Source organism: Cyclobacterium xiamenense, from assembly GCF_042140265.1.
GTDB lineage: Bacteria > Bacteroidota > Bacteroidia > Cytophagales > Cyclobacteriaceae > Cyclobacterium > Cyclobacterium xiamenense_A.
This window is the reverse complement of record NZ_CP159481.1, coordinates 5,247,965-5,273,589: the sequence shown is the minus strand read 5'-3', so window position 1 is coordinate 5,273,589 and position 25,625 is coordinate 5,247,965. Positions and strand designations below refer to the sequence as shown.

The 25,625-nt window shown below is 46.8% G+C and carries 37 protein-coding genes; all 37 read left to right on the top strand.

The features are described from left to right. Positions 1 to 48 precede the first annotated feature (48 nt). The 37 genes from rpoC to eno all read left to right on the top strand — a co-directional run bounded on the left by rpoC (position 49) and on the right by eno (position 25,486). Entirely contained in the window at positions 49 to 4,359 is a 4,311-nt protein-coding gene (gene rpoC, locus ABWH99_RS21605) for a DNA-directed RNA polymerase subunit beta' (protein WP_375583852.1), read from the top strand. A 75-nt stretch (positions 4,360 to 4,434) separates the two neighbouring features. Then, the gene (locus tag ABWH99_RS21600; protein WP_375583851.1) at positions 4,435 to 4,764 is read left to right on the top strand and encodes a DUF3467 domain-containing protein; all 330 of its coding nucleotides are present in this window, start codon (positions 4,435 to 4,437) and stop codon (positions 4,762 to 4,764) included. 160 nt (positions 4,765 to 4,924) lie between these two features. After that, positions 4,925 to 5,308, top strand: coding sequence for a 30S ribosomal protein S12 (rpsL, locus tag ABWH99_RS21595; protein ID WP_375583850.1), 384 nt, complete (start codon positions 4,925 to 4,927; stop codon positions 5,306 to 5,308). 20 nt (positions 5,309 to 5,328) lie between these two features. Then, positions 5,329 to 5,796, top strand: coding sequence for a 30S ribosomal protein S7 (gene rpsG / locus ABWH99_RS21590; protein ID WP_092174287.1), 468 nt, complete (start codon positions 5,329 to 5,331; stop codon positions 5,794 to 5,796). A gap of 48 nt (positions 5,797 to 5,844) precedes the next feature. Then, the gene (fusA, locus tag ABWH99_RS21585) at positions 5,845 to 7,950 is read left to right on the top strand and encodes an elongation factor G (protein ID WP_375583849.1); all 2,106 of its coding nucleotides are present in this window, start codon (positions 5,845 to 5,847) and stop codon (positions 7,948 to 7,950) included. An 11-nt stretch (positions 7,951 to 7,961) separates the two neighbouring features. Continuing rightward, the gene (rpsJ, locus tag ABWH99_RS21580; protein ID WP_014020620.1) at positions 7,962 to 8,267 is read left to right on the top strand and encodes a 30S ribosomal protein S10; all 306 of its coding nucleotides are present in this window, start codon (positions 7,962 to 7,964) and stop codon (positions 8,265 to 8,267) included. Between the two features lie 245 nt (positions 8,268 to 8,512). After that, positions 8,513 to 9,145 carry a 50S ribosomal protein L3 gene (gene rplC / locus ABWH99_RS21575; RefSeq protein ID WP_375583848.1) on the top strand — a complete coding sequence of 211 codons (633 nt, stop codon included), beginning with the start codon at positions 8,513 to 8,515 and terminating at the stop codon, positions 9,143 to 9,145. Between the two features lie 4 nt (positions 9,146 to 9,149). Further along, positions 9,150 to 9,779, top strand: coding sequence for a 50S ribosomal protein L4 (gene rplD / locus ABWH99_RS21570; RefSeq protein ID WP_375583847.1), 630 nt, complete (start codon positions 9,150 to 9,152; stop codon positions 9,777 to 9,779). A gap of 4 nt (positions 9,780 to 9,783) precedes the next feature. Continuing rightward, positions 9,784 to 10,071, top strand: coding sequence for a 50S ribosomal protein L23 (gene rplW / locus ABWH99_RS21565; RefSeq protein ID WP_375583846.1), 288 nt, complete (start codon positions 9,784 to 9,786; stop codon positions 10,069 to 10,071). A gap of 13 nt (positions 10,072 to 10,084) precedes the next feature. Then, entirely contained in the window at positions 10,085 to 10,909 is an 825-nt protein-coding gene (gene rplB, locus ABWH99_RS21560; RefSeq protein WP_375583845.1) for a 50S ribosomal protein L2, read from the top strand. A 1-nt stretch (position 10,910) separates the two neighbouring features. Further along, a complete protein-coding gene (gene rpsS / locus ABWH99_RS21555; RefSeq protein ID WP_009034213.1) occupies positions 10,911 to 11,189 on the top strand; it encodes a 30S ribosomal protein S19 in 279 nt (92 codons plus the stop codon). 2 nt (positions 11,190 to 11,191) lie between these two features. Beyond that, positions 11,192 to 11,581, top strand: coding sequence for a 50S ribosomal protein L22 (gene rplV, locus ABWH99_RS21550; RefSeq protein ID WP_375583844.1), 390 nt, complete (start codon positions 11,192 to 11,194; stop codon positions 11,579 to 11,581). A 3-nt stretch (positions 11,582 to 11,584) separates the two neighbouring features. Beyond that, a complete protein-coding gene (rpsC, locus tag ABWH99_RS21545) occupies positions 11,585 to 12,325 on the top strand; it encodes a 30S ribosomal protein S3 (protein WP_375583843.1) in 741 nt (246 codons plus the stop codon). 20 nt (positions 12,326 to 12,345) lie between these two features. Next, a complete protein-coding gene (rplP, locus tag ABWH99_RS21540) occupies positions 12,346 to 12,768 on the top strand; it encodes a 50S ribosomal protein L16 (protein WP_092174308.1) in 423 nt (140 codons plus the stop codon). A 4-nt stretch (positions 12,769 to 12,772) separates the two neighbouring features. Continuing rightward, a complete protein-coding gene (rpmC, locus tag ABWH99_RS21535) occupies positions 12,773 to 12,967 on the top strand; it encodes a 50S ribosomal protein L29 (protein ID WP_092174894.1) in 195 nt (64 codons plus the stop codon). A gap of 8 nt (positions 12,968 to 12,975) precedes the next feature. Beyond that, entirely contained in the window at positions 12,976 to 13,239 is a 264-nt protein-coding gene (gene rpsQ, locus ABWH99_RS21530; RefSeq protein WP_375583842.1) for a 30S ribosomal protein S17, read from the top strand. 3 nt (positions 13,240 to 13,242) lie between these two features. Then, positions 13,243 to 13,611 carry a 50S ribosomal protein L14 gene (gene rplN, locus ABWH99_RS21525; RefSeq protein ID WP_092174314.1) on the top strand — a complete coding sequence of 123 codons (369 nt, stop codon included), beginning with the start codon at positions 13,243 to 13,245 and terminating at the stop codon, positions 13,609 to 13,611. 2 nt (positions 13,612 to 13,613) lie between these two features. Continuing rightward, positions 13,614 to 13,958: a 50S ribosomal protein L24 gene (gene rplX, locus ABWH99_RS21520; protein ID WP_154855863.1), complete on the top strand. Its 345-nt coding sequence runs from the start codon at positions 13,614 to 13,616 to the stop codon at positions 13,956 to 13,958. Beyond that, positions 13,951 to 14,511 (top strand): 50S ribosomal protein L5, encoded by a 561-nt coding sequence (gene rplE / locus ABWH99_RS21515; protein WP_375583841.1) that lies wholly within the window; start codon positions 13,951 to 13,953, stop codon positions 14,509 to 14,511. The genes rplX and rplE overlap by 8 nt, the downstream gene beginning before the upstream one ends. 2 nt (positions 14,512 to 14,513) lie before the next feature. Further along, positions 14,514 to 14,783 carry a 30S ribosomal protein S14 gene (rpsN, locus tag ABWH99_RS21510; protein WP_375583840.1) on the top strand — a complete coding sequence of 90 codons (270 nt, stop codon included), beginning with the start codon at positions 14,514 to 14,516 and terminating at the stop codon, positions 14,781 to 14,783. Between the two features lie 83 nt (positions 14,784 to 14,866). Continuing rightward, positions 14,867 to 15,262, top strand: a complete 396-nt coding sequence (rpsH, locus tag ABWH99_RS21505) for a 30S ribosomal protein S8 (RefSeq protein ID WP_375583839.1) — start codon at positions 14,867 to 14,869, stop codon at positions 15,260 to 15,262. Positions 15,263 to 15,272: 10 nt separating this feature from the next. Then, on the top strand, positions 15,273 to 15,830 hold the full coding sequence (gene rplF, locus ABWH99_RS21500) for a 50S ribosomal protein L6 (protein WP_092174323.1): 558 nt from the start codon (positions 15,273 to 15,275) through the stop codon (positions 15,828 to 15,830). 7 nt (positions 15,831 to 15,837) lie between these two features. Further along, positions 15,838 to 16,188 (top strand): 50S ribosomal protein L18, encoded by a 351-nt coding sequence (rplR, locus tag ABWH99_RS21495; RefSeq protein ID WP_375583838.1) that lies wholly within the window; start codon positions 15,838 to 15,840, stop codon positions 16,186 to 16,188. Between the two features lie 5 nt (positions 16,189 to 16,193). After that, positions 16,194 to 16,712 carry a 30S ribosomal protein S5 gene (rpsE, locus tag ABWH99_RS21490; RefSeq protein ID WP_375583837.1) on the top strand — a complete coding sequence of 173 codons (519 nt, stop codon included), beginning with the start codon at positions 16,194 to 16,196 and terminating at the stop codon, positions 16,710 to 16,712. Positions 16,713 to 16,716: 4 nt separating this feature from the next. Next, positions 16,717 to 16,896 carry a 50S ribosomal protein L30 gene (gene rpmD / locus ABWH99_RS21485; RefSeq protein ID WP_375583836.1) on the top strand — a complete coding sequence of 60 codons (180 nt, stop codon included), beginning with the start codon at positions 16,717 to 16,719 and terminating at the stop codon, positions 16,894 to 16,896. Positions 16,897 to 16,949: 53 nt separating this feature from the next. Next, the gene (gene rplO / locus ABWH99_RS21480) at positions 16,950 to 17,396 is read left to right on the top strand and encodes a 50S ribosomal protein L15 (RefSeq protein ID WP_375583835.1); all 447 of its coding nucleotides are present in this window, start codon (positions 16,950 to 16,952) and stop codon (positions 17,394 to 17,396) included. Positions 17,397 to 17,399: 3 nt separating this feature from the next. Further along, positions 17,400 to 18,719, top strand: coding sequence for a preprotein translocase subunit SecY (gene secY, locus ABWH99_RS21475; protein WP_375583834.1), 1,320 nt, complete (start codon positions 17,400 to 17,402; stop codon positions 18,717 to 18,719). Between the two features lie 2 nt (positions 18,720 to 18,721). Beyond that, positions 18,722 to 19,495 (top strand): type I methionyl aminopeptidase, encoded by a 774-nt coding sequence (gene map, locus ABWH99_RS21470; protein ID WP_375583833.1) that lies wholly within the window; start codon positions 18,722 to 18,724, stop codon positions 19,493 to 19,495. A 2-nt stretch (positions 19,496 to 19,497) separates the two neighbouring features. Next, entirely contained in the window at positions 19,498 to 19,716 is a 219-nt protein-coding gene (gene infA / locus ABWH99_RS21465) for a translation initiation factor IF-1 (RefSeq protein ID WP_073095415.1), read from the top strand. 56 nt (positions 19,717 to 19,772) lie between these two features. Next, positions 19,773 to 19,889, top strand: a complete 117-nt coding sequence (gene rpmJ, locus ABWH99_RS21460) for a 50S ribosomal protein L36 (RefSeq protein ID WP_092174341.1) — start codon at positions 19,773 to 19,775, stop codon at positions 19,887 to 19,889. Between the two features lie 5 nt (positions 19,890 to 19,894). Next, positions 19,895 to 20,272: a 30S ribosomal protein S13 gene (gene rpsM, locus ABWH99_RS21455; protein WP_375583832.1), complete on the top strand. Its 378-nt coding sequence runs from the start codon at positions 19,895 to 19,897 to the stop codon at positions 20,270 to 20,272. A gap of 15 nt (positions 20,273 to 20,287) precedes the next feature. Beyond that, on the top strand, positions 20,288 to 20,686 hold the full coding sequence (gene rpsK / locus ABWH99_RS21450; protein ID WP_375583831.1) for a 30S ribosomal protein S11: 399 nt from the start codon (positions 20,288 to 20,290) through the stop codon (positions 20,684 to 20,686). 17 nt (positions 20,687 to 20,703) lie between these two features. Continuing rightward, positions 20,704 to 21,309, top strand: coding sequence for a 30S ribosomal protein S4 (rpsD, locus tag ABWH99_RS21445; protein ID WP_375583830.1), 606 nt, complete (start codon positions 20,704 to 20,706; stop codon positions 21,307 to 21,309). Positions 21,310 to 21,341: 32 nt separating this feature from the next. Continuing rightward, a complete protein-coding gene (locus ABWH99_RS21440; RefSeq protein ID WP_375583829.1) occupies positions 21,342 to 22,331 on the top strand; it encodes a DNA-directed RNA polymerase subunit alpha in 990 nt (329 codons plus the stop codon). A 6-nt stretch (positions 22,332 to 22,337) separates the two neighbouring features. Continuing rightward, positions 22,338 to 22,970, top strand: coding sequence for a 50S ribosomal protein L17 (gene rplQ, locus ABWH99_RS21435; protein ID WP_375583828.1), 633 nt, complete (start codon positions 22,338 to 22,340; stop codon positions 22,968 to 22,970). Between the two features lie 126 nt (positions 22,971 to 23,096). Beyond that, positions 23,097 to 24,188: a glutamine-hydrolyzing carbamoyl-phosphate synthase small subunit gene (carA, locus tag ABWH99_RS21430; RefSeq protein ID WP_375583827.1), complete on the top strand. Its 1,092-nt coding sequence runs from the start codon at positions 23,097 to 23,099 to the stop codon at positions 24,186 to 24,188. A gap of 20 nt (positions 24,189 to 24,208) precedes the next feature. Next, positions 24,209 to 25,486, top strand: coding sequence for a phosphopyruvate hydratase (gene eno / locus ABWH99_RS21425; protein WP_375583826.1), 1,278 nt, complete (start codon positions 24,209 to 24,211; stop codon positions 25,484 to 25,486). Positions 25,487 to 25,625: the final 139 nt, after the last annotated feature.

Sequence of the window (25,625 nt, the reverse complement as noted above, 5' to 3'; positions counted from 1 at the left end):
CTTAGAAACCATTAGGCCTTTCGGGGCCTTCAACTACACACAAAAACTATGGCGTTCAGAAAAAATAAGAAACTAAACAACGACTTTTCCAGAGTCACCATAAGTTTGGCTTCACCGGAGTCCATTTTGGACAGTTCGCATGGGGAAGTTACGCAGCCGGAAACCATCAACTACCGGACGTACAAGCCGGAGATGGGCGGCTTGTTCTGCGAGCGGATATTTGGTCCCGTGAAAGACTGGGAATGTCATTGTGGTAAATACAAGCGCATACGATACAAGGGCATTATTTGTGACCGTTGTGGGGTGGAAGTGACAGAAAAGAAGGTACGTAGGGAGCGGATGGGACACATCGAACTGGTGGTTCCGGTGGCCCATATCTGGTACTTCAAGTCCTTGCCCAATAAGATTGGTTACCTGTTGGGCTTGCCTACAAAAAAATTGGATCAAATCGTTTATTACGAACGGTACGTGGTGATACAGGCCGGAGCGAAAGCTGACGACGGCTTGCAGTACCTGGATTTCCTGACAGAAGACGAGTACCTGGATATCATGGACAAGCTTCCCAAGGAAAACCAAATGCTGGACGATGACGATCCGAACAAATTCATCGCCAAAATGGGTGCCGAGGCATTGGAGATGCTCCTTGCCCGGTTGGATTTGGATGATTTGTCCTACAGCCTGCGGCATCAGGCGGCAACCGATACGTCTCAGCAGCGGAAGGCTGAAGCCCTGAAGCGACTGAAGGTAGTAGAAGCCTTTCGGGATGCGCGAACCAGAATCGAAAACCGGCCCGAGTGGATGGTTGTCCGGATGGTACCCGTGATCCCTCCCGAACTTCGTCCCCTGGTTCCCCTGGATGGTGGTCGTTTTGCCACATCGGATTTGAACGACCTTTATCGCCGTGTAATCATACGAAACAATCGTCTGAAGCGATTGATCGACATAAAAGCACCGGAAGTAATTCTTAGAAACGAAAAAAGGATGCTTCAGGAGGCGGTGGATTCCCTGTTTGACAATTCAAGAAAGGTGAATGCCGTGCGTTCGGATGGCAACCGGGCCTTGAAATCCCTTTCCGATATGTTGAAAGGAAAACAAGGACGTTTCCGCCAGAACCTGCTCGGTAAGCGAGTGGATTACTCCGGTCGTTCGGTCATTGTGGTAGGACCCGAATTGAAATTGCATGAATGCGGGCTTCCGAAAAACATGGCAGCCGAGCTTTTCAAGCCGTTCATCATTCGAAAACTTATTGAAAGAGGCATTGTCAAGACGGTAAAGTCGGCAAAGAAAATCGTAGACAGGAAAGATCCGGTGGTATGGGACATCCTTGAAAACGTATTGAAAGGACATCCGGTATTGCTGAACCGCGCACCGACCCTGCATCGATTGGGGATTCAGGCCTTTCAACCAAAGTTGATTGAAGGGAAAGCCATTCAATTGCATCCCTTGGTATGTACTGCTTTCAATGCGGATTTTGATGGGGATCAGATGGCGGTTCACGTTCCTCTGGGACACGAAGCGATTCTGGAGGCCTCTACCTTAATGCTCTCCTCGCATAACATCCTAAACCCGGCAAACGGGGCGCCCATCACCGTACCCTCCCAGGACATGGTCCTTGGATTGTATTACGTTACGAAAGGGATGAAGTCCACGGAAGCGCATCCGGTGGAAGGAGAAGGCATGACGTTTTACGGGCAGGAGGAAGTGCTGATCGCATTGAATGAAGGGGCGATTTCCAAGCATGCCCACGTAAAATGCAAAGTAAAAGTAAGAAACGAAGATGGATCCCTGTCCGAGAAAATAGTCGATACGGTAGCAGGTCGTCTGATCTTCAATCAGTTTGTTCCCGAGCAGGTTGGTTTTGTCAACGAATTGTTGACCAAAAAGAAGCTGCAGCAGATCATCGCTGAGGTGGTGAAGATTTGTGGTATTGCACGCTCGGCGCAGTTTCTGGACGATATCAAGCACCTGGGCTTCCAGATGGCCTATCAGGGAGGACTTTCCATGGGACTGGACGACGTGATCATCCCGGAAGACAAAGAGCCGCTGATTGAAAAAGCGAAAAGTGAAGTGGATCAGGTGTGGAACAACTACCTGATGGGATTGATCACCGATAACGAGCGGTACAATCAGGTAATTGATATATGGACGCGAACCAACTCCAATCTGACCAATATTCTGATGCGTCAGATGGAGGAGGATAACCAGGGATTCAATGCCATTTATATGATGATGCACTCCGGCGCCCGGGGTTCCCGAGAGCAGATTCGTCAGTTGGGAGGCATGAGAGGCTTGATGGCCAAGCCACAGAAAAACCTGCAGGGGTCTGTGGGGGAAATCATTGAAAATCCGATCCTGTCCAACTTTAAGGAAGGACTAGATGTATTGGAATACTTTATTTCTACGCACGGAGCGAGAAAGGGTCTTGCTGATACCGCACTAAAAACGGCCGATGCCGGGTACCTCACCCGACGATTGGTAGACGTGGCGCAAGACATGATTATTTCCGAAGAAGATTGTGGTACCCTCAGAGGGCTGGTTGTACAAGCCCTCAAGGACAACGACGAAATTGTGGAGCCGCTGTCTGAGCGGGTTGTGGGCCGAATAGCCGTACACGATGTGGTCGATCCGATTACCGACGAAGTAATCGTCGAATCCGGCGAGGAAATCACAGACGTGGTGGCCAAAGCCATCGATGAATCTGCGGTGGAAGAAATCGAAATCCGTTCGGTCCTTACCTGCGAAACTCGTAGAGGGGTGTGTTCCAAGTGCTACGGCCGAAACCTGGCCACCGGCAAACAAGTGCAGGTAGGTGAGTCCGTAGGGGTGATCGCGGCCCAGTCCATCGGGGAACCAGGTACACAGTTGACATTGCGAACCTTCCACGTGGGTGGAACCGCTTCGAACATTTCGGTAGAGGCCAGCATCAATTCCAAATTTGATGGTGTGGTGGAATTTGAGGAAGAATTGCGTTGGATCAAGACCACCAATAAAGATGGGGAGGAAGTTTCCATCGTAATGGGCAGGTCTGGAGAGATCAAGGTAAACGACGCCAAGTCAGGAAAAACACTGGTTTCCAACCATGTTCCTTACGGAGCCATTCTGAACGTGACGGACGGTCAAAAGATTGCCAAAGGCGCATCCTTGTGCACATGGGATCCCTACAATGCAGTTATCTTGTCGGAGTTTGACGGCAAAGTAGATTTTGAAGCAATCATTGAGGGAATTACCTATAAGGAAGTGGCCGATGATCAGACCGGATACCGGGAGAAAGTAATCATCGATACCAAAGACAAGACGAAAAACCCTGCCGTGGTAGTGGAACAGGGAGAACAGTCCAAGTCCTACAACATTCCTGTCGGAGCCCACCTTTCGGTAGAAAAGGGCGAAGAGGTGAAGGCCGGTCAGATCCTGGTCAAGATTCCCCGTTCTGTGGGTAAAACCCGAGACATTACCGGTGGTTTGCCTCGCGTGACGGAGCTATTCGAGGCGAGAAACCCTTCTAACCCAGCAGTGGTTTCCGAGATTGATGGTGTGGTTATTTACGGAGGTATCAAACGAGGTAACCGGGAGATATTCATTGAATCCAGAGATGGGGTGAAGAAGCGCTACATGGTTTCCCTCTCCAAGCATATTTTGGTTCAGGAAAACGACTTTATCCGAGCGGGTGAACCCCTGTCGGATGGGGCCATTACTCCCAACGATATCTTGTCTATCAAGGGTCCAACGGCCGTGCAAGAGTATCTGGTCAATGAAATCCAGGAAGTATACCGGCTGCAAGGCGTAAAAATCAATGACAAGCACATCGAAGTGATCGTCAGCCAGATGATGCAGAAAGTTGAAATTCTGGATGCCGGTGACACGGGATTTTTGCAAAACCAGATTGTGGACAAATGGGCATTCCGGGAAGAAAACGACATGATTCTAGACAAGAAAGTCGTCATGGACGCCGGTGATTCTGCCACGTTAAAACCGGGGATGATCATCACGGCTAGGAGGCTACGAGACGAAAATTCCAGCCTGAAGCGGAAGGACATGAAACTGGTTCAGGTGCGCGACGCGCAGACCGCAGTATCACAGCCTACGTTGCAGGGAATTACGGCTTCCTCCCTGGGTACCGAGAGCTTCATCTCTGCAGCCTCTTTCCAGGAGACCACCAAGGTATTGAGTGAAGCAGCGATTCGCGGCAAGCGGGACGAATTGTTGGGATTAAAGGAAAACGTAATCGTAGGTCACTTGATTCCTGCCGGAACAGGTCAACGCAAGTTTAATAAGTTGATCGTGGGATCGAAAGAAGAATACGAACTCTTGACTGCTGAGAGAGAAAACAGCAGTAAAAAGGTTCGGGAAACCATTAAATAAGAACATAGTTTATATTAAAAGGGTCTGCGCTACGCGGCAGGCCCTTTTTTATTCAAACACCGGTAACTGAAACGTATGGAAGACGATCGCATACCAGATAACGAGCAGCAACAACAGATCAACGTGGAATTAAGCGACGAAGTGGCTGAGGGGATTTATTCCAACCTGGCCATGATCGCACATTCCAACTCCGAGTTTGTCGTAGACTTTATCCGCTTGATGCCCGGAATTCCGAAGGCCAAGGTAAAGGCCCGGATCATCATGACACCGGACCATGCCAAGCGCTTGTTGCTGGCGTTAAAAGACAACATTGAAAAGTACGAAAAAGCTTTCGGGAAAATCGAAGGTGGGGGCGACGCTCCGCGGTTTCCGTTGAATTTTGGAGGCACATTGGGAGAAGCCTGATGCATTTTCCCTGTTTCTGGCAGGTTGGATGAGGGAACAAAAAGCGGGCCTCGGGGGAGGCTAAATTATAACTCCTTAATTTTGTTTGTTTTATTGATTTGTTTACCTTTGCAATCCGAAATTTATAAGTTTAAAAGCAGAATAATTAATTTATCTATTAATGCCTACTATACAACAGTTAGTTAGAAAAGGTAGAACCACTCTTGAGAGTAAGTCCAAGTCAAGAGCCTTGGATGCCTGTCCTCAAAGAAGGGGTGTGTGCACCAGGGTGTACACGACCACGCCAAAAAAGCCTAATTCTGCCATGAGAAAGGTAGCCCGGGTTCGGTTGACCAATGGAAAAGAGGTCAATGCGTACATTCCAGGGGAAGGCCACAATCTACAGGAACACTCCATCGTGTTGATTCGCGGTGGAAGGGTGAAGGATTTGCCAGGAGTACGTTACCACATCATTCGTGGTGCCCTGGATACTGCCGGTGTGAAGGACCGAAAGCAGGGACGTTCCAAGTATGGAGCGAAGCGTCCAAAGGCCCCAAAAAAGTAATTATTTAATCAGCGAATAAAATGAGAAAAGCGAAACCAAAAAAGAGGTATATTCTTCCTGACCCCAAATTCAATGACACGTTGGTCACCAGGTTTGTCAATTGTTTGATGGTAGATGGTAAGAAAAGTATTGCCTACCGGATCTTCTACGATGCCATAGAAAAGGTAGAGGAAAAAGTAGGTGAGAATGGTCTTGAGGTTTGGAAAAAAGCGCTTAACAATATAACTCCGGCCGTAGAGGTGAAGAGTCGTAGGGTTGGGGGTGCAACTTTCCAGGTACCTTTGGAAGTAAGGCCAGAGCGGAAAATTTCCCTGGGTATCAAGTGGATGATCACCTTTGCCAGAAAAAGGGGCGAGAAGACCATGATGGATAGATTGGCAGGAGAGATCATCTCAGCATCTAAAGGTGAAGGGGCCGCAGTGAAGAAAAAAGACGATACGCACAGAATGGCGGAGGCCAATAAAGCATTCTCGCATTTTAGATTTTAATTAATAATGGCAAAGAAAGACTTAAAATATTTAAGAAATATTGGTATCATGGCACACATCGACGCCGGAAAGACGACCACTTCCGAGCGTATTTTGTATTACACCGGCTTGTCTCACAAAATCGGTGAAGTACACGATGGAGCAGCTACCATGGACTGGATGGAGCAGGAGCAGGAAAGAGGGATTACCATTACCTCTGCGGCGACTACTACCAAGTGGAAGTACCCCACCATCCAGGGAGTTGCCAACGAAGACACCCGAGATTATCAGATCAATCTGATCGATACTCCCGGCCACGTGGATTTTACGGTAGAAGTAGAACGATCGCTGCGGGTATTGGATGGTGCGGTGGCTTTATTCTGTGCCGTATCCGGTGTGGAGCCACAGTCTGAAACCGTATGGCGACAGGCGGATAAATACCACGTGCCGAGAATTTGTTTTGTCAACAAAATGGATCGGGCAGGTGCAGACTTTTTTAACGCGGTAACTGAGATCAAAGAGAAGCTAGGTGCCAATCCGGTGCCACTTCAAATCCCGATAGGGGCAGAAGATACGTTTAAAGGCGTAGTAGACCTGATCACCAATCAGGCGGTGGTCTGGAACGAAGAAGACCAAGGTATGACCTACAAGGTGATCGATATACCCGATGACCTTAAGGATACCGTTGCCGAATACCGGCAAAGCCTTGTAGAGCAGGTGGCTTCCTACGACGAGGCCCTTATGGAAAAGTTCTTTGAGGATGAAAATTCCATTACCAAAGAAGAGATGATGGCGGCCATCCGAAAGGCCGTAATTAACATGGATTTTTCTCCCGTGCTTTGCGGGTCTGCTTTTAAAAATAAGGGAGTACAGGCCTTACTGGATGCGGTCATTGCCTACCTGCCTTGTCCACTGGATTTGCCTCCGGTAAAAGGCACCAATCCTGATACCGAAGAGCCGGTACTGAGACACCCGGACAGCGATGACCACTTTGCAGCGCTGGCTTTCAAAATTGCGACGGACCCATTTGTAGGTCGTCTGGCCTTTATGCGGGTGTACTCCGGTAAGTTAGAAGCAGGTTCGTACGTGTTTAATACGCGTACCGACAAGAAAGAACGTATTTCCCGACTGCTCCAAATGCATTCCAACAAGCAAAATCCAATTGATCGGGTTGAAGCGGGTGATATTTGCGCAGGCGTTGGATTTAAGGACATCAAAACCGGTGATACGTTGTGCGATGAAAAACACAAAGTGGTGCTTGAAGAGATGACTTTTCCCGAGCCGGTAATTGGGTACGCCATTGAGGCCAAGACACAGGCCGATGTGGATAAACTGGGAATGGCCATTTCCAAACTGGTAGAGGAAGATCCTACCCTGCATGTGAATACCGATCACGAAACCGGTCAGGTGATTTTGCGCGGCATGGGCGAACTTCACCTGGAGATTATTATCGATCGCTTGAGAAGGGAGTTTAAGGTAGAGATCAACCAGGGGGCACCTCAGGTGGCTTACAAAGAAGCGTTGTTTGCCAGCGTTGAGCACAAGGAAGTGTACAAGAAGCAAACCGGCGGTAAGGGTAAATTTGCGGATATTGTCTTTGAAATCGGGCCACGAGAGCCAGAGCCAGAGACCAACGAAATAAAGCCCGGCTTAGATTTTGTGAATGGTATCGTAGGTGGTGTGATTCCGAAAGAATTTATACCTGCGATTCAAAAGGGATTTGCGGAAGCGATGAAAAATGGACCCCTGGCCGGATACCCCATTGAGTCCATGAAGGTAAGGCTATTTCACGGTTCGTTCCACGACGTCGATTCGGATTCCCTTTCCTTTGAGATGGCCGCGAGAATCGGTTTCAAGGAGGCAGCAAAGAAATGTAAGCCCCAATTATTGGAGCCGATCATGGCAGTAGAGGTAGTTTCTCCGGATGAGTATACAGGACCCGTTACCGGTGATCTTAACCGTAGAAGAGGTCTGATGAAGGGAATGGATACAAAGGGAGCGGCGACGGTAATCAAAGCGTCCGTGCCTTTATCCGAGCTGTTTGGGTATGTAACTGATTTAAGGACCATATCCTCCGGCCGGGCATCCGCTTCCCTCACATTTTCTCACTACGATCCTGTACCAACCAATATTGCTGAAGGCATCATAGCCAAAGTAAAAGGAGAGAAGGCTTAAATCAATCGAAAATGAATCAGAAAATCAGAATAAAATTAAAGTCATACGATCACAGTCTGGTGGATAAGTCATCAGAGAAGATTGTGAAAGCTGTAAAATCCACCGGTGCCGTAGTAGTGGGTCCAATTCCGCTACCCACGAAGAAGGAAAAGTTCACCGTGTTGAAGTCTCCCCATGTCAACAAGAAGGCCCGCGAGCAATTTCAGCTTTGCACCTACAAGCGACTTGTAGATATTTACTCCAACAGTTCCAAAACCGTGGATGCCTTAATGAAAATTGAGCTTCCCAGTGGGGTAGATGTAGAGATCAAGGTTTAACCGGATCGGAAATGAGCCGATAAAAGCCCGTGCCAGTATAGGTACGGGCTTTTTAGGTTTCTACTCATTGGCCCGCTGCTTCACAGGGAAAATATTCTCCTGCATATCGCTCTGTGGCTAGCTAATTGTTTGAAAATATTCAGGTTGCGGTTTGTAACCTGAAATTAAATTACTAACTTTGCAATCCTTTAAAAGGGCACAGGTGTGTAAATGCTTGTGTATCATCGTATATTATATATCCAAAGATGTCTGGAATTATAGGTAAGAAAATCGGAATGACTAGTATTTTTAGTGCCGATGGACGTAATGTCGCATGCACGTTAATAGAAGCTGGTCCTTGCGTAGTGACGCAAGTAAAAAATGTAGAAACAGACGGGTACAACGCTGTACAATTGGCATATGGGGAGCGTAAGGAAAAGAATACGCCCAAGCCATTGATTGGTCATTTCAAAAAGGCCGGCACCACGCCAAAGCAGAAAGTTGTTGAATTCAGGGATTTCAGAGTGGAATTCGAAGGACAGGTTGACATGGGAAAAACCGTGATCTCTGATCAGGTATTTGTTGAGGGAGATTTTGTGGATGCCATAGGAACTTCCAAAGGGAAGGGATTTCAAGGCGTAGTAAAGCGACACGGCTTCGGTGGTGTGGGTGGAGCTACACACGGACAACACAACCGGCAACGTCATCCAGGCTCTATCGGTGCCTGTTCTTGGCCCTCTAGGGTTTTTAAGGGCATGCGAATGGCCGGGAGAACCGGAGGTAACAGGGTCAAAGTGCTTAATTTACGGGTACTAAAAATTTATCCTGAAAAGAACCTGCTATTAGTGAGCGGGTCCATTCCGGGAGCCAAAAATTCTTTTGTGATTCTAGAGAAGTAAGAAGATGGAATTAGCAATATTAAAACAAACCGGTGAAGATTCCGGAAGGAAAATCACGCTCTCTGAGGATATTTTTGCTCTGGAGCCGAACGATCATGCGATTTACCTGGATGTCAAGCAATACCTGGCAAACAAAAGACAGGGGACGCACAAATCAAAGGAGAGAGCGGAGATTTCCGGTTCGACCAAGAAAATCAAGAAGCAAAAAGGTACAGGGGGTGCCCGTGCCGGTTCTATCAAATCTCCTGTTTTCAGGGGCGGCGGTAGAGTGTTTGGTCCCAAACCCAGGGATTATTCCTTCAAATTGAATAAAAAGTTAAAGCAGGTCGCCAGAAAATCGGCACTTTCCTACAAAGCAAAGGATAACGAGTTGTTGGTGTTGGAGGACCTGGTTTTTGATACGCCACGTACTAAGGATTACGTCAGTCTACTTACCAACCTATCCCTATTGGGAAAGAAGACGCTTTTGGTAGTGGCCGAAAACAATAAGAACCTGTACCTCTCGTCCAGGAATTTGCAGAAAACCAAAGTCAGAATGGTGGACGAATTGAACACCTATGAACTGTTGGATGCGGATAGTTTGGTGCTTTGTGAAGGTGCAGTAAGTAAATTAGAAACCCTTTTATCGAAGTAAAATCATGGATATATTAAAAAGACCTTTGATTACGGAAAAGATCTCTGCCATGAACGAACGTGGGGTCTATGGTTTTGTAGTCGAAAAAACGGCAAAAAAGCCTCAGATCAAAGCCGCCGTTGAGAAAATGTACGGGGTGAAGGTAGTCGGTGTGCGTACCATGCGGTACGCCGCCAAGAAAAAGACCAGGTACACAAAGTCGAAGATTGTGTCCGGCTATACCAACACGTTCAAAAAAGCAATGGTACAGGTAGCAGAAGGTGAAATCATTGATTTTTACGGAGAAATTTAATTGAATCAAAGCAATGGCAGTTAAGAAATTAAAACCTGTAACCCCCGGTACCCGATTTAGAGTAGCTCCTTCTTTCGATGAGATTACGAAATCTACACCGGAGAAGAGTCTTCTCGCTCCTCTGAAGAAGTCTGGTGGCAGGAACCATACCGGTAAAATGACCTCCAGATACATTGGGGGGGGACATAAGAGAAAATTGAGAGTGGTTGACTTCAAGCGAACGAAAGAGGGCGTGCCTGCTGTCGTAAAAAGCATTGAGTACGATCCGAATCGAACCGCCCGAATCGCCTTATTGTACTACAAAGACGGAGCGAAGGCGTACATGCTTGCGCCCGAAGGCCTCGAAGTAGGACAAACCGTCTTGTGTGGGGATAAGGCAGCACCGGAAGTAGGCAATACGCTGTTTTTAAAAGATATTCCCTTGGGTACGATCATACACAACATCGAACTTAAGCCTGGAAAAGGTGGGGCGATGGCGCGTAGCGCAGGTGGCTATGCTCAATTGTTGGCCAGGGAAGGAAAGTACGTGACAGTAAAACTTCCATCGGGCGAAATGCGCATGGTACTGGGTACGTGCAAGGCGACGATTGGAACCGTTTCCAACGGCGATCACATGAATGTGGTACTTGGAAAAGCAGGTCGCAAAAGGTGGTTGGGAAGAAGACCGAGAACCAGAGGTGTGGCCATGAACCCGGTAGATCACCCAATGGGTGGTGGGGAAGGCCGTTCTTCCGGAGGTCATCCTCGGTCCAGAACCGGTTTGTTGGCGAAGGGGAAAAAGACCCGGTCTCGCAAGAAGTATTCCAATAAATTTATCATAAGCAGAAGATCTAAATAAGATGGCACGTTCGTTAAAAAAAGGCCCGTATATAGAGCACCATTTGGCAAAGAAGGTGGACGTCATGAACGAGTCCGGAAAGAAGTCGGTGATCAAGACCTGGTCCAGGCGGTCCATGATATCTCCGGATTTTGTTGGGCATACCTTTGCAGTGCATAATGGAAATAAATTTATTCCGGTTTTTGTCACCGACAACATGGTAGGACACAAGCTTGGGGAATTTGCACCTACGCGGAATTTCCGTGGACACATTGCCAAAAAAGACAAAGGAAAGAGATAATCATGGAAGCAATAGCAAAACTAAAAAATGTTCCAACCTCTCCGAGGAAAATGCGTTTGGTTGCAGATCTGGTAAGAGGTAAGAAAGTAGGTCAGGCCCTAAGTATCCTGAAATTTACGCCGAACCATGGTGCCATCAGGCTGGAGAAGCTGTTGTTGTCCGCAATCGCAAACTGGCAGGCAAAAAATCCGGACGAAAAGCTGGAAGATGCGGAGCTTTATGTAAAGACGATTGCAGTGGATAGCGGCAGGATGTTGAAGAGGTTACGACCTGCACCCCAGGGAAGAGCCCATCGAATCCGCAAAAGATCAAATCATGTAACGTTAGTAGTAGACTCCTTCGAAGGAGGCGTTACCGCTGAAAGTGTTGAATCAAATGAAAATGAAGACTAGAATATGGGACAAAAAGTTAACCCAATTGGTTTAAGGCTTGGTATCATTAAGGGGTGGGACTCTAACTGGTATGGTGGACGTGATTTCGCCGAGAAGCTTTACGAAGACCAGAATATCAGAAATTACGTATTCGCCAGGATACCCAAGGGAGGCATTTCCAAGGTTATCATTGAGCGTACCCTCAAGCGAATCACCTTAACCATTCAGACGGCACGTCCGGGAGTGGTAATCGGTAAGGGGGGTTCCGAGGTCGATAAATTGAGAGAAGAGCTCAAAAAGCTAACCAATAAGGATGTTCAGATAAATATCTTCGAGATCAAGCGTCCCGAATTGGATGCCAAGTTGGTGGGAGAGTCGATCGCCCAACAATTGGAGGCGCGAATTTCTTTCCGAAGGGCGATGAAACAATCCATTGCGGCCACCATGCGCGTCGGCGCAGAAGGCATCAAGGTGAAGTTGTCCGGAAGATTGGGCGGAGCGGAGATGGCCAGGTCTGAGATGTACAAGGAGGGTAGAATTCCCCTGCATACGATCCGTGCCGATGTGGATTATGCCATTTCTGAGGCGCAGACGGTCTATGGCAAAATCGGTATTAAAGTATGGATCTTCAAGGGTGAGGTGTACGGAAAACGAGATCTTTCACCAAATCTGAGCTCCGGTAGCGACGCCAAGGGCAATGCACCAGCAGGAAACAGACGAAGGAGAGAGGGTGGTGGACCCAAGCGGAGAAAAAGAAACAACTAAACATCTTTAACTGAGCGATCATGTTACAGCCAAGAAGAACGAAATTTAGAAAAATGCATAAAGGGAGGATCAAGGGGATTGCCCAACGAGGCCATACACTGGCGTTTGGCAACTTCGGCATCAAATCCCTTGAGCCTGGATGGATCACTTCGAGACAAATAGAAGCTGCCCGTATTGCGATGACGCGAGCCATGAAGCGGGAAGGACAGGTTTGGATCCGGATTTTTCCAGATAAGCCCATCACTAAAAAGCCTGCAGAGGTACGAATGGGTAAAGGTAAAGGAGCACCGGAATATTGGGTCGCGGTGATTAAGCCGGGGACAATCCTTTTTGAAGCAACAGGGGTTTCGGTGGAAGTGGCGCAGGAAGCACTGCGACTAGCCCAACAGAAACTGCCTGTAAGCACAAAATTTGTCGTACGTAGAGATTACGCTGGATCATAAGAAGATGAAAAATTCCGAAATCAATGCTCTAACGGAGAGCGAAATCACAGAGCGCATTGCCGCAGAAAAGGAGAACCTGACAAAATTACGTTTTGCTCATGCGATTTCTCCGATAGAGAATCCAAATAGAATCAGAGAATCAAGACGTTTGGTTGCGAGGTTACATACTTTTTTACGAGCCAAACAACTAGCTAAATAAGACACACAATGGCTACAATAGAAAGAAACCTTCGTAAGGAAAGAATCGGTAAGGTGGTTAGCAACAAGATGGACAAGTCCATCACCGTAGCTGTGGAGAGGAGAGTAAAGCATCCCATTTACGGCAAGTTTGTTGGGAAGACCACCAAATTCACGGCTCATGACGAAAACAATGACTGTAACCCGGGCGACCTGGTTAGAATCAGTGAAACGCGTCCGCTGAGTAAAAATAAGCGTTGGAGATTGGTAGAAATAATTGAAAGGGCATTATAAATCATGATACAGCAGGAATCCAGATTAAGTGTAGCGGACAATTCAGGCGCCAAAGAGGTGCTCGTCATTCGCGTATTGGGCGGTACCAAAAGACGGTATGCCTCTATTGGAGACAAGGTTGTGGTCACCGTGAAATCGGCCCTCTCATCCAGTAATATGAAAAAAGGTACCGTTTCAAAAGCGGTAATTGTACGGACACGCAAAGAAGTCCGGAGAAAAGACGGGTCGTATATCCGGTTTGAAGACAATGCTGCCGTACTTCTCAACAATAACGATGAACCCCGCGGGACCCGTATTTTTGGTCCTGTAGCAAGGGAACTCAGAGAGAAGCAGTTTATGAAAATTGTATCTTTGGCCCCCGAAGTATTGTAAACATGGAAAGAAAATTCAATAAGCAACCAAAATTGCACATCAAATCCGGAGATACTGTATTGATTATCGCTGGAGATGAAAAAGGCAAAAAAGGTAAAATCCTTTCTGTCGATCAGGCCAAAAGAAGGGCCATAGTGGAAGGAATGAATATGGTAACCAAGCATATCAAGCCAACTGCCACTACGCCACAGGGCGGTATCGAAAAGAAAGAAGCCCCCATTCACATCAGTAACCTGAAGCTGGTAGACCCCAAGACGGGAGACGCCACGCGGATCGGGAGAAAACGAAATGAGGACGGAAAATTAGTAAGGTACTCTAAGAAAACCGGGGAGGTGATCAATGGCTAAACCTAGATTAAAAGAAAAATTTGACAACGAAATCACCGCCGAACTGAAGGAAAAGTTTCAGTTTAAAAGCGTGATGCAGGTACCTAAACTTACCAAAATAGTTTTGAACAAAGGTATCGGAGCTGCGGTAGCAGACAAAAAACTCGTGGATCAGGGCGTGGAAGAGTTGTCCTTGATCACCGGTCAGCGAGCCGTTGCGACCAAGGCAAAGAACTCCATTTCTAATTTCAAATTGAGAGATGGCATGCCTATCGGAGCAAAAGTTACCTTGAGGGGCGACCGTATGTACGAATTTCTTGACAGATTGGTCAGCATTGCACTACCGAGGGTTCGGGATTTTAAGGGTATCTCAGACAAAGGGTTCGACGGTCGGGGAAATTATACCCTGGGCGTGACCGAACAAATTATTTTTCCAGAGATCAGTATCGAAAAGGTAAATCGGATTTCCGGAATGGACATCACGCTGGTTACCAGTACCAATAGTGATGAAGAGGCCTACGCCTTGTTGAAGTCTCTGGGAATGCCTTTCGTAAACAAAAATAAAGTAGAATAACCATGGCAAGAGAATCAATCAAAGCCCGCGAGAGAAAAAGAGAACGATTGGTGGATAAATACGCCAAAAAGCGTGCGGAACTCAAAGCGGCAGGTGATTATGAAGCATTGGACAAGCTTCCTAAAAATGCCTCTCCAGTAAGACTTCATAATCGGTGTAAACTTACAGGCCGGCCCAAAGGGTACATGAGAAAATTCGGTATCAATCGGGTGACTTTCAGAGAAATGGCTTCAGCGGGGAAAATCCCGGGTGTAACCAAGTCTAGCTGGTAAAAATTATATAATAGTTTTTATTCTAAATTTCATTGTGTAACTTTGCAGGCCCGTTCGGGTTTTGCAGTTAGACTAATACAAATATGACTGATCCAATAGCTGATTATCTCACCAGGTTGAGGAATGCCATCAAGGCCTCTCACCGGATAGTAGAAATACCTGCTTCTAACATTAAAAAAGAACTTACCAAGGTTCTTTTTGATAAGGGGTACATTCAAAACTATAAATTCGTGGAAGAAGGACCTCAGGGTACCATCAAGATTGCTTTGAAATACAATCCGCAAACCAAGGAGAACGCCATCGTGAGCCTTTCCCGAGTTAGCAAGCCAGGCTTAAGAAAATATGTGAGTAAAGATTCCCTTCCCAGAGTAATAAATGGTTTGGGAATCGCTGTTTTATCCACCTCCAAGGGGGTGATGACGGACAAGGAAGCCCGTGTGGAAGGCATCGGTGGAGAGGTCCTTTGTTATGTATATTAATTCGTAGATTATGTCTAGAATAGGTAAAAAACCAATAAATATACCGGCGGGTGTGACTGTAGACGTTTCTGAGCACAATCAGGTAACTGTTAAAGGTCCCAAAGGTACACTGGTACAGGAGGTAAATCCTGATATATCGGTAAAGGTGGAAGACAATCAGGTGGTTTTTGAACGACCCACGGATTCGAAGCGTCACAAATCATTGCATGGACTCTATCGTTCCCTGGTGAACAACATGGTTACGGGAGTGAATGAAGGGTACAAGAAGGAATTGGAATTGGTAGGTGTAGGGTACAAGGCCACCAATCAGGGGCAAGTTATCGAACTTTCTCTGGGATATTCCCACAACATTTTTTTAATGGTTCCTCAGGAAATAGCTGTCAAAACAGAAACTCCCAAAGGTAAAAATCCGCTGATCACACTGGAAGGGATCGACAAAGAATTGATCGGACAGGTGGCTGCGAAAATCAAATCCTTACGGAAAGTCGAGCCTTTCAAAGGTAAGGGTGTACGATTTGTTGGTGAGTATATTAGACGTAAAGCTGGTAAAACTGCCGCTAAAAAATAATTAGAAGATGGCTTTCAAGAAAAAAATTAGAAGACTGAGAATTAAAAAAGGTATCCGAAGAAAAATTTCTGGTACCGATGCCAGGCCCAGGCTTTCTGTGTTTAAAAGCAATACGGGTATCTACGCACAACTGATCGACGACCTTAAAGGTCAAACGCTTGCGGCTGCATCTTCCAAGGAATTTGGCGCTAGTAAAAACGTCAACGTTACGGTCTCGAAAGAAGTTGGTAAGAAGCTGGCTGAAAAAGCGGTTGCCAATGGCCTAAATGAGGTTGTTTTTGACCGAAGCGGATACCTGTACCATGGAAATGTAAAAGCTTTGGCCGAAGGAGCCAGAGAAGGAGGCCTTAAATTTTAATCATTATGTCCCAAATAAGCAAAAAACCCATTCGGGCTACAGATACAGAATTAAGCGAAAAAGTCGTCGCTATCAACCGGGTTGCGAAAGAGGTCAAAGGGGGACGAAGGTTTTCCTTTTCCGCGATCGTTGTGGTTGGAGACGGCAAAGGCGTGGTAGGATACGGCCTTGGTAAGGCCAATGAGGTAACCGATGCCATCACCAAAGGAATTGAAGATGCCAAAAAGAACCTCATAAAGGTACCCTTGTTGAAAGGCACCATCCCTCATGAGCAGCTGGGCAAATATGGAGGGGGATTGGTTTTGGTAAAACCAGCCGCTCCAGGTACCGGTGTGCTGGCGGGTGGCGCGATGCGTGCGGTTTTGGAAAGTGCGGGTTATACCGACATTCTGGCCAAATCCAAGGGATCCTCCAATCCCCATAACGTGGTGAAAGCCACTATTGATGCGTTGGTTCACCTCCGTGATGCCATCGCAGTTTCTCAGCAGAGAAGAGTAAAATTATCGAAAGTATTTAATGGGTAATCACATGGCGAAGGTTCAAATCACTCAGATCAGAAGCATCATCAAGCGGCCGAAAAACCAGAAAGCGACCATCGCAGCACTTGGTTTGGGGAAAATCAATAAGACCGTGGAGAAAGAGAATACCCCACAGCTGCAGGGAATGATCAAAAAAGTCAGCCATTTAGTGAAGGTACAGGACGTTTAAGGAGACATCCTTTCCGCTTCCTACGCGTTACACCATTCGAAAATTTAATCAAAATGAAATTACATACATTAAAACCTGCGGAAGGCTCCGTAAAGTCTAGAAAAAGGATCGGTAGAGGTCAGGGTTCCGGCAGAGGGGGTACATCGACGAGGGGTCATAAAGGCGCCAAGTCCCGGTCCGGTTATTCGTCCAAGTTGGGTTTTGAGGGTGGTCAGATGCCCTTGCAGCGAAGGATTCCCAAGTTTGGCTTTACGAACCACAACCGTGTGGCCTACCAAGCCATCAACCTGGATACCCTGCAACGACTCGCGAGCGACCTGGGCGTGGACACCATCGATTTTGATTTGTTGCACCAAAATGGACTTGTTTCCAAGAAAGATCTTGTAAAAGTCCTCGGAAGAGGCGAACTTACTTCCAAAATCAATGTAAGTGCGCACAATTTCTCCGCTTCAGCCGTTGCGGCTATTGAAAAGGCCGGAGGATCTGTAAATAAGATTTAATTCATGAAAAAGTTTATTACAACAGTAAAGAACATCTTTTCGATTGAGGACCTTCGAATTAGAATCTTGAATACGGTAGGCTTGCTTATCGTGTTCAGAGTCGGCTCGTTTGTGGTCCTGCCGGGTGTGGATCCAAGTCGTCTTGGAGAAGCTGCGTCTGGTATTTTCGGATTGATCGATACCTTCCTGGGTGGTTCTTTCAGCAGGGCTTCCATATTCGGTCTGGGGATAATGCCCTATATATCTGCATCAATTGTATTGCAATTGCTGACTGTTGGGGTACCTTATTTTCAGAAACTTCAAAAGGAGGGGGAATCCGGTAGAAAACGGATCAATCAGATAACCCGTGTGCTAACCATTCTGATCACGTTTGCTCAGGGAATTGGTTACATTACGGCTACTATTCCTGACGAGGCGATCGTTGTGGATAGCAAGATTCTGTTTATGGTTTCCAGCCTTATTTTGCTTACCGCCGGTACCATGTTTTGCATGTGGATTGGCGAAAAGATCACTGAAAAAGGCATCGGCAACGGTATATCCATGCTGATCATGATTGGTATCATCTCCGCACTGCCGGGGGCGATCATCTCGGAAAGCTTGTCCAAAGGCGGTGGCGGGATCCTGTTACTCATCCTGGAAGCAGTAGTTCTTTTCTTTGTTGTAGTCGGCGTCGTTGCACTAACCGAGGCGGTTCGACGGATTCCGGTACAATATGCCAAACAGGTCGTGGGCGGCAAGGTGTACGGAGGACAGCGTCAATACATCCCGATAAAAGTCAATGCATCGGGAGTTATGCCCATTATCTTCGCACAATCCCTGATGTTCTTACCTGCCTTGATCGCTCAGATTTGGGCAGATACAAGCGATATCGCTTCCTACATTGGTACTACGTTCAGTGACTTCACTTCCTGGCAGTACAACCTGGTCTTTGCGGTAATGATTATCCTGTTTACTTTCTTCTACACAGCGATCACGGTGAATCCGGAGCAGATTGCGGAAGACATGAAGCGAAACGGTGGATTTGTTCCGGGGATCAAACCGGGCGCACCAACGTCAGAATTCATTGATAACATCATATCCAGGATTACTTTGCCAGGTTCCATTTTATTGGCCCTGGTGGCCATTATGCCGGCATTTGCTATTATTGCAGGGGTCAGTGGTGAATTTGCGCAGTTTTACGGAGGAACCTCTTTGCTGATCATGGTGGGGGTGATTCTTGATACCTTGCGTCAAATTGAAAGTTATTTGCTAATGAGGCATTACGAAGGGATGATGAAGAGTGGAAACATGAAGAACGATCCTTCCAGTTTCGCTGTGGCTTAGCAATGATACAGTTCAAAAGCGAGGAGGAAATTGAGATCATTAAACAAAGCGCGCAGATCCTGGGAAAAGCCCATGGTGAAGTAGCGAAATATGTAAAAGAAGGGGTAAAGACCGCTTTTTTAGACAAGATAGCTGAGGAATTTATACGGGATAATGGAGGTGTTCCTTCTTTTAAAGGATACAACGGATTTCCTTCTTCCCTGTGTATTTCGGTGAACGAAGTAGTCGTTCATGGTTTTCCTGGCCAATATCAATTGAAAGATGGCGATATAATCTCGATAGATTGTGGAGTCTTTCACCAAGGTTTTCATAGCGATTCCGCTTATACTTACCCTGTTGGTGAAGTCTCTCCTAAAGTTAATGCGCTCCTAAAGGCGACCGAAGAATCTCTCTATTTGGGAATAGAAAATGCTGTTTTTGGCAAGCGTGTAGGCGATATTGGTCATGCAATCCAGAAATTCGTCGAAGCGAAGGGATACACCGTGGTTCGGGAATTGGTTGGGCATGGATTGGGGCGACAGCTTCATGAGGCCCCAGAGGTACCGAATTGGGGTAAGCGTGGTAGCGGGGCGAAACTGCAACGTGGAATGGTAATTGCCATTGAACCCATGGTCAACATGGGCACCCGCAATGTGGTGCAGGAGCGGGACGGATGGACCATTCGCACGGCAGACAGGAGGCCTTCTGCCCATTTCGAGCACACGGTTGCCATATTTGAGGACCGGACGGAAGTATTGACCACGCATCGTTATATAGAAGAGAATTTTAAACGTTAATTATGGCTAAACAGGCATCTATAGAACAAGACGGCACCATCGTTGAAGCGTTGTCTAACGCGATGTTCAAAGTTGAATTGGAAAATGGGCATCAATTGATTGCACATATCTCCGGTAAAATGCGTATGAACTACATCAAGATATTGCCCGGTGATAAGGTGAAGTTGGAAATGTCCCCTTATGACCTTTCCAAAGGCCGGATTGTTTACCGGTATAAATAGCCCTAGAGAGGGCTTGTCTCGATCAACAGTATACTGAAAAGAAAACAAGTATTGATATGAAAGTTAAAGCATCTGTTAAGAAAAGAAGCGTTGACTGTAAAGTAATCCGGAGAAAAGGAAAGCTTTATGTGATCAACAAAAAGAATCCGAAATTTAAACAAAGACAAGGTTAACAACTATGGCTAGAATTGCAGGTGTCGACATACCCGACAATAAACGTGGTGAAATAGGCCTTACCTATATTTTCGGTATTGGGCGCAGTACCGCCAGGGCCATCCTGACGAAGGCCGGTATTTCTTTAGATAAGAAGGCTGGCGAATGGGACGATGATGAGTCAACGACCATCCGTAACATCATAGCCGAGGAATACAAGACGGAAGGTGTACTTAAATCCGAAGTACAGTTGAGTATCAAAAGGTTGATGGATATCGGTTGTTACAGGGGCTTGCGTCACCGGAAAGGTTTGCCTGTGCGCGGACAAAAGACCAAGAACAACGCCAGGACCAGAAAAGGTAAGAGGAAAACTGTTGCCAATAAGAAGAAAGCGACTAAATAAATCCTGACATAGATTATGGCTCAGAAAAGAAACGAAAAGACCAAAGCTAAAAAGCGGGTTGTTAAAGTAGAAGCGGTGGGACAAGCCCATATCAAGGCTTCCTTTAATAATATCATCATTTCCATCACGAATACTTCAGGTCAGGTGATATCCTGGGCATCTGCAGGTAAGATGGGATTCAGAGGATCCAAAAAGAACACTCCGTATGCAGCGCAGATGGCTGCGCAGAATTGCGGTCAGGTTGCGTACGATCTCGGACTACGGAAGATAGAAGTTTTCGTCAAAGGTCCGGGTGCGGGAAGGGAATCTGCTATCAGAACCTTGCAGAATGTAGGCTTGGATGTGACCACCATTACGGATGTTACTCCGCTGCCGCACAACGGATGCCGCCCTCCTAAACGCAGAAGAGTTTAATTTAAAGAAAGATACGCATGGCTAGATATAGAGGTCCAAAAGCAAAGATTGCCAGAAAGTTTGGCGAGCCCATCGAAGGGCATAGCAAAGTGCTTCAAAAGAAAAATTATCCTCCCGGTATGCATGGGAGGGGGAGACGAAAGAAGCAGTCCGAATTTGCCATCCAACTTATGGAGAAGCAAAAAGCCAAGTACATTTACGGTGTATTGGAGAGGCAGTTTGCGCGCATGTTTAACATCGCTTCCCGAAAAAAAGGGGTAACGGGTGAAAATCTGTTGCAGCTTCTGGAAGCGCGTCTTGATAATACCGTGTTTCGGCTGGGAATCTCTCCCACGCGAAGAGGCGCCCGGCAGTTGGTTTCTCACAAGCACATCCTTGTCAATGGTGAAGTGGTGAATATTCCCTCTTTCCTCTTGAAACCAGGTGATGTGGTTGCTGTCAGAGAAAAATCGAAATCGCTGGAGGCGATCACCGAAAGTCTTAGAGGTCGAGGTACCACCCGGTACAGCTGGTTGGAATGGGACAATGGGTCCCTGAGCGGAAAGTTTGTGAGTGTTCCATTGCGGGAGGACATCCCCGAGAACATCAAAGAGCAGCTGATCGTAGAATTGTACTCTAAGTAATCATTTACATTCCTATAAAAAGAATTAAAGATATGTCCATATTAGCATTTCAAATGCCAGAGAAAGTGGTAATGGAAAAAGCAGACGATTTTCATGGTCTGTTTACCTTCAAGCCACTTGAAAAAGGATACGGGGTAACCATAGGTAATGCCCTTCGAAGGATTCTTTTGTCTTCATTAGAGGGATACGCGATCACTGCTGTAAAACTGCCCGGTGTGGTGCATGAATTCTCCAGTATTGAAGGAGTGGTTGAAGACGTTACAGATATCATTCTTAATCTTAAGCAGGTTCGTTTTAAGAAAATTCACGAAGCAATCGATAACAAGATTACCGTGGAGGTCAAAAACCAAGAGGTATTTACTGCTGGCGATATCGCTAAATTCACCACATCTTTCGAGGTATTGAATCCTGATTTGGTCATATGCCACCTGGACGACTCCAAAAGTCTGGAAATAGAACTCACCATCGACAAGGGCCGGGGATACCTGCCTGCCGAAGAGTCCAAACCCAAGGAGCAAATCTACGGTACGATCTCCGTGGATGCGATATTTACGCCCATAAAGAACGTAAAGTACAGGATTGAAAACACCCGTGTGGAGCAAAAAACGGACTACGAACAATTGATCATGGAGGTCAGTACCGACGGTTCGATCCACCCCGAAAAGGCCTTGCAGGAATCGGCCAAGATACTGATCCAACACTTCATGTTATTTTCTGATCAGACCATGGTGATCGATGCTCCCGGAAGCGGAGCGATTGAGCCCATCGATGAGGAATACCTGCATATGCGAAAGTTGCTGAAAACTTCCCTCAGCGATTTGGATTTGTCGGTCAGGGCCTACAACTGCCTCAAAGCTGCCGATGTAAAAACACTCGGTGATTTGGCCAAACTTGAGATTTCTGACATGATGAAGTTTAGAAATTTCGGTAAAAAATCATTGGCGGAATTGGAGCAGTTGATCCAGGAAAAAGGCCTGACCTTTGGCATGGATCTGTCTAAGTATAAACTTGATGAAGAATAATTAAACATGAGACACGGTAAGAAATTTAACCATCTGGGTAGAACCGCCTCGCATAGAAAGGCCATGCTATCAAATATGGCAAAGTCTCTCTTGGAACACAAGCGGATCAGTACCACCCTTGCCAAAGCCAAGGAGCTGAGGAAATACATAGAGCCCCTTATTACCAAAGCAAAAGAAGACTCTACCCACAATCGCAGGGTGGCTTTTGGTTACCTGAAAAATAAAGAAGCCATTAAGCTGTTATTTGGAGAGGTCGTAGAGAAGGTAGGAAATCGTCCGGGTGGCTACACCCGTATTATCAAAACGGGATACAGGCTTGGCGATAACGCCGAGATGTGTATCATCGAGTTGGTAGACTTTAACGAATTGATGTTGAAGGAAGAACAGCCCGTGAAGAAAGCCGGAAGAAGAAGAAGCAGAAGAGGGTCAGGAAAAGGCAATGAATCTGCCGGTACCGGCGTTGCAACTGCGGAAACCACAGAGGCGTCAGAGAGTAAATCCACCGAGGCCGAAGTCGTTGAAGAAGTTTCCTCTGAAACTCCGGAATCGGAAACACCCGAAGCGGCGGCTTCTGATGAGCCGAAGGCCGGTGAAGAAGAGGATAGCGGTGACAAAGAGGATGACAAAAAGTCTGAGTAAGTTATGTCCCCATTGCATGAATAAAATCAGGGATTGGCCGTTTGGTTCAATCCCTTTTTTATATCCTTTTTCTTGAAAGCTTTCTACTACTTAGAAATTTCTTAAATTTGCCTATCAAAAATTGACATGAATAAGAAAAAAGCCACCCTTCTTTTAGCAGATGGAACAGTATTCACCGGAAGCCTGGTGGGTAGCCATGGAACCAATGGTGGAGAAATCTGCTTCAATACCGGAATGACGGGATACCAGGAAATCTATACCGACCCTTCCTACACCGGGCAAATTATTGTCAACACCACCCCTCATATCGGAAATTACGGCGTCATTGACGAGGACCAGCAGTCGGATCGGCCCTTGATTGCCGGGATCGTGGTCAACGATTTTTCCGAGATCTACAGTCGCCTGGACGCGACAGAATCCCTCCAGGACTACCTGGAGCGACATGGAATCACCGGTATAGCCGATGTAGATACCCGCAAATTGGTGCGCCACATTCGCTCCAAAGGAGCCATGAATGCAATCATTAGTTCTGAGTTTGACAACCTGGAAAAGTTGAAATCGGAGTTGGCCAAGGTCCCGGATATGAACGGTCTGGAGTTATCTTCCACCGTTTCTACCAGTGACCCTTATTTTTACGGAGATGAAAATGCTCCGATCAAAGTGGCCTGTGTGGATTACGGAATAAAAAGAAACATTTTGCGCTGCCTGGCCGATAGGGGAGTGTACTGCAAGGTATTCCCGGCAAAGACTTCCTTTGCAGACATGGAAGCCTGGAATCCCGACGCCTATTTCCTCTCCAACGGACCGGGAGATCCAGCGGTCATGGAATATGCGGTGGCTACCACCAAAGAAATTCTGGAGCAGGGCAAACCACTTTTTGGAATTTGTCTGGGACACCAGATCCTTGCCAGGGCCTGCAATGTTTCTACCTATAAAATGCACCACGGCCACCGGGGACTGAATCACCCCATCAAAAACTTACTTACCGGAAAGAGCGAAATCACCTCTCAGAATCATGGTTTTGTGGTGACTCGTGAAGATATCGACCAAAACGATCAGCTTGAAATTACCCATTTGCATCTAAATGACGGCACGGTAGCAGGAATCAAACTGAAGAACAAGCCGGCTTTTTCCGTGCAATACCACCCGGAGAGTGCTCCGGGGCCGCATGATTCCAGGTACCTATTTGAACAATTTATTTCCCTTATACAGAACTAAATCATTAACCTTACTTTGTTATGACATTGATACAATCCATTCACGCAAGACAGATTTTAGATTCCAGGGGCAACCCCACGGTAGAAGTAGATGTATTTACCGAAAATGGAGCCTTCGGAAGGGCTGCGGTTCCCAGCGGTGCCTCTACCGGTGTGCACGAGGCAGTAGAGTTACGAGACGGGGACAAAAGCGTTTACATGGGAAAGGGCGTGCTGAAAGCGGTAGCCAATGTAAATGACCTGATTGCTCCGGAATTGGTCGGTTTTGATATTTTTGAGCAAAATCAGATTGACCAGCTTATGATTAGCCTGGACGGTACCAAGAACAAGTCCAAACTGGGAGCCAATGCCATCCTTGGAGTATCGCTCGCCGTTGCCAAAGCCGCGGCCATGGAATCGGGGCAGCCCCTTTATCGATACATTGGTGGAGTAAATGCCAATACACTTCCCGTTCCAATGATGAACATTCTGAATGGAGGCTCCCATGCCGATAACGGGATTGATTTTCAGGAATTCATGGTGATGCCTGCGGGAGCAGCCTCGTTTTCCGAATCGTTGCGTATGGGAGCACAGATTTTTCATGAGCTGAAAGCCGTACTAAAATCAAAAGGCCTTTCTACCAATGTAGGAGACGAAGGGGGATTTGCGCCGGATTTAAAAAATAACGTAGAAGCCATTGAGGTGGTGCTGCAAGCCATAGAAAAAGCCGGTTTCCGACCCGGAGAAGATGTGTTTATAGCCATGGACCCGGCCTCCTCTGAGTTTTATGACGAAGAGCGGGGATTGTATGTGTTCAAAAAGTCTACCGGAGACGAACTTACCTCCGAACAGATGGTCAACTACTGGACCGAATGGGTAAACAACTATCCCATCAAGTCCATCGAAGATGGCATGCAGGAAGATGACTGGAAAGGTTGGAAAATGATGACCGAAGCGGTTGGCGACAAAATTCAAATTGTGGGGGACGATTTATTTGTGACCAATGTGGAGCGTTTGCAGAAGGGAATTGACGCACACGTGGCGAACGCCCTGCTGGTAAAAGTAAACCAAATCGGTTCACTAACCGAAACCATCAATGCGGTAGATTTGTGCCACCGCAATAAATACAAATCAGTCATGTCACACAGGTCTGGTGAGACAGAGGATGCTACTATAGCGGATTTGGCAGTAGCGTTGAATACCGGCCAAATCAAAACGGGATCTGCTTCCCGTTCCGATCGCATGGCCAAATACAACCAGCTGCTAAGAATTGAAGAACAACTTGGTGACTCAGCGTATTTCCCAGGATTGAAATTTTAACACTTCACTCCCTCTTGGTACCTACGGTTAAGCGGTTACCAAATCTGTAAAAAAAACCTTTTATGCCCCGGGGCGTGAAAGGTTTTTTTAATGAAACGGGTTGTATTTTTCAATGTCGTACTCGAAGGTACCATTACTT

Coding starts and splice junctions, on each gene's coding strand:
- rpoC (WP_375583852.1), top strand. CDS start 49: ATGGCGTTCAGAAAAAATAAGAAACTAAACAACGACTTTTCCAGAGTC.
- ABWH99_RS21600 (WP_375583851.1), top strand. CDS start 4,435: ATGGAAGACGATCGCATACCAGATAACGAGCAGCAACAACAGATCAAC.
- rpsL (WP_375583850.1), top strand. CDS start 4,925: ATGCCTACTATACAACAGTTAGTTAGAAAAGGTAGAACCACTCTTGAG.
- rpsG (WP_092174287.1), top strand. CDS start 5,329: ATGAGAAAAGCGAAACCAAAAAAGAGGTATATTCTTCCTGACCCCAAA.
- fusA (WP_375583849.1), top strand. CDS start 5,845: ATGGCACACATCGACGCCGGAAAGACGACCACTTCCGAGCGTATTTTG.
- rpsJ (WP_014020620.1), top strand. CDS start 7,962: ATGAATCAGAAAATCAGAATAAAATTAAAGTCATACGATCACAGTCTG.
- rplC (WP_375583848.1), top strand. CDS start 8,513: ATGTCTGGAATTATAGGTAAGAAAATCGGAATGACTAGTATTTTTAGT.
- rplD (WP_375583847.1), top strand. CDS start 9,150: ATGGAATTAGCAATATTAAAACAAACCGGTGAAGATTCCGGAAGGAAA.
- rplW (WP_375583846.1), top strand. CDS start 9,784: ATGGATATATTAAAAAGACCTTTGATTACGGAAAAGATCTCTGCCATG.
- rplB (WP_375583845.1), top strand. CDS start 10,085: ATGGCAGTTAAGAAATTAAAACCTGTAACCCCCGGTACCCGATTTAGA.
- rpsS (WP_009034213.1), top strand. CDS start 10,911: ATGGCACGTTCGTTAAAAAAAGGCCCGTATATAGAGCACCATTTGGCA.
- rplV (WP_375583844.1), top strand. CDS start 11,192: ATGGAAGCAATAGCAAAACTAAAAAATGTTCCAACCTCTCCGAGGAAA.
- rpsC (WP_375583843.1), top strand. CDS start 11,585: ATGGGACAAAAAGTTAACCCAATTGGTTTAAGGCTTGGTATCATTAAG.
- rplP (WP_092174308.1), top strand. CDS start 12,346: ATGTTACAGCCAAGAAGAACGAAATTTAGAAAAATGCATAAAGGGAGG.
- rpmC (WP_092174894.1), top strand. CDS start 12,773: ATGAAAAATTCCGAAATCAATGCTCTAACGGAGAGCGAAATCACAGAG.
- rpsQ (WP_375583842.1), top strand. CDS start 12,976: ATGGCTACAATAGAAAGAAACCTTCGTAAGGAAAGAATCGGTAAGGTG.
- rplN (WP_092174314.1), top strand. CDS start 13,243: ATGATACAGCAGGAATCCAGATTAAGTGTAGCGGACAATTCAGGCGCC.
- rplX (WP_154855863.1), top strand. CDS start 13,614: ATGGAAAGAAAATTCAATAAGCAACCAAAATTGCACATCAAATCCGGA.
- rplE (WP_375583841.1), top strand. CDS start 13,951: ATGGCTAAACCTAGATTAAAAGAAAAATTTGACAACGAAATCACCGCC.
- rpsN (WP_375583840.1), top strand. CDS start 14,514: ATGGCAAGAGAATCAATCAAAGCCCGCGAGAGAAAAAGAGAACGATTG.
- rpsH (WP_375583839.1), top strand. CDS start 14,867: ATGACTGATCCAATAGCTGATTATCTCACCAGGTTGAGGAATGCCATC.
- rplF (WP_092174323.1), top strand. CDS start 15,273: ATGTCTAGAATAGGTAAAAAACCAATAAATATACCGGCGGGTGTGACT.
- rplR (WP_375583838.1), top strand. CDS start 15,838: ATGGCTTTCAAGAAAAAAATTAGAAGACTGAGAATTAAAAAAGGTATC.
- rpsE (WP_375583837.1), top strand. CDS start 16,194: ATGTCCCAAATAAGCAAAAAACCCATTCGGGCTACAGATACAGAATTA.
- rpmD (WP_375583836.1), top strand. CDS start 16,717: ATGGCGAAGGTTCAAATCACTCAGATCAGAAGCATCATCAAGCGGCCG.
- rplO (WP_375583835.1), top strand. CDS start 16,950: ATGAAATTACATACATTAAAACCTGCGGAAGGCTCCGTAAAGTCTAGA.
- secY (WP_375583834.1), top strand. CDS start 17,400: ATGAAAAAGTTTATTACAACAGTAAAGAACATCTTTTCGATTGAGGAC.
- map (WP_375583833.1), top strand. CDS start 18,722: ATGATACAGTTCAAAAGCGAGGAGGAAATTGAGATCATTAAACAAAGC.
- infA (WP_073095415.1), top strand. CDS start 19,498: ATGGCTAAACAGGCATCTATAGAACAAGACGGCACCATCGTTGAAGCG.
- rpmJ (WP_092174341.1), top strand. CDS start 19,773: ATGAAAGTTAAAGCATCTGTTAAGAAAAGAAGCGTTGACTGTAAAGTA.
- rpsM (WP_375583832.1), top strand. CDS start 19,895: ATGGCTAGAATTGCAGGTGTCGACATACCCGACAATAAACGTGGTGAA.
- rpsK (WP_375583831.1), top strand. CDS start 20,288: ATGGCTCAGAAAAGAAACGAAAAGACCAAAGCTAAAAAGCGGGTTGTT.
- rpsD (WP_375583830.1), top strand. CDS start 20,704: ATGGCTAGATATAGAGGTCCAAAAGCAAAGATTGCCAGAAAGTTTGGC.
- ABWH99_RS21440 (WP_375583829.1), top strand. CDS start 21,342: ATGTCCATATTAGCATTTCAAATGCCAGAGAAAGTGGTAATGGAAAAA.
- rplQ (WP_375583828.1), top strand. CDS start 22,338: ATGAGACACGGTAAGAAATTTAACCATCTGGGTAGAACCGCCTCGCAT.
- carA (WP_375583827.1), top strand. CDS start 23,097: ATGAATAAGAAAAAAGCCACCCTTCTTTTAGCAGATGGAACAGTATTC.
- eno (WP_375583826.1), top strand. CDS start 24,209: ATGACATTGATACAATCCATTCACGCAAGACAGATTTTAGATTCCAGG.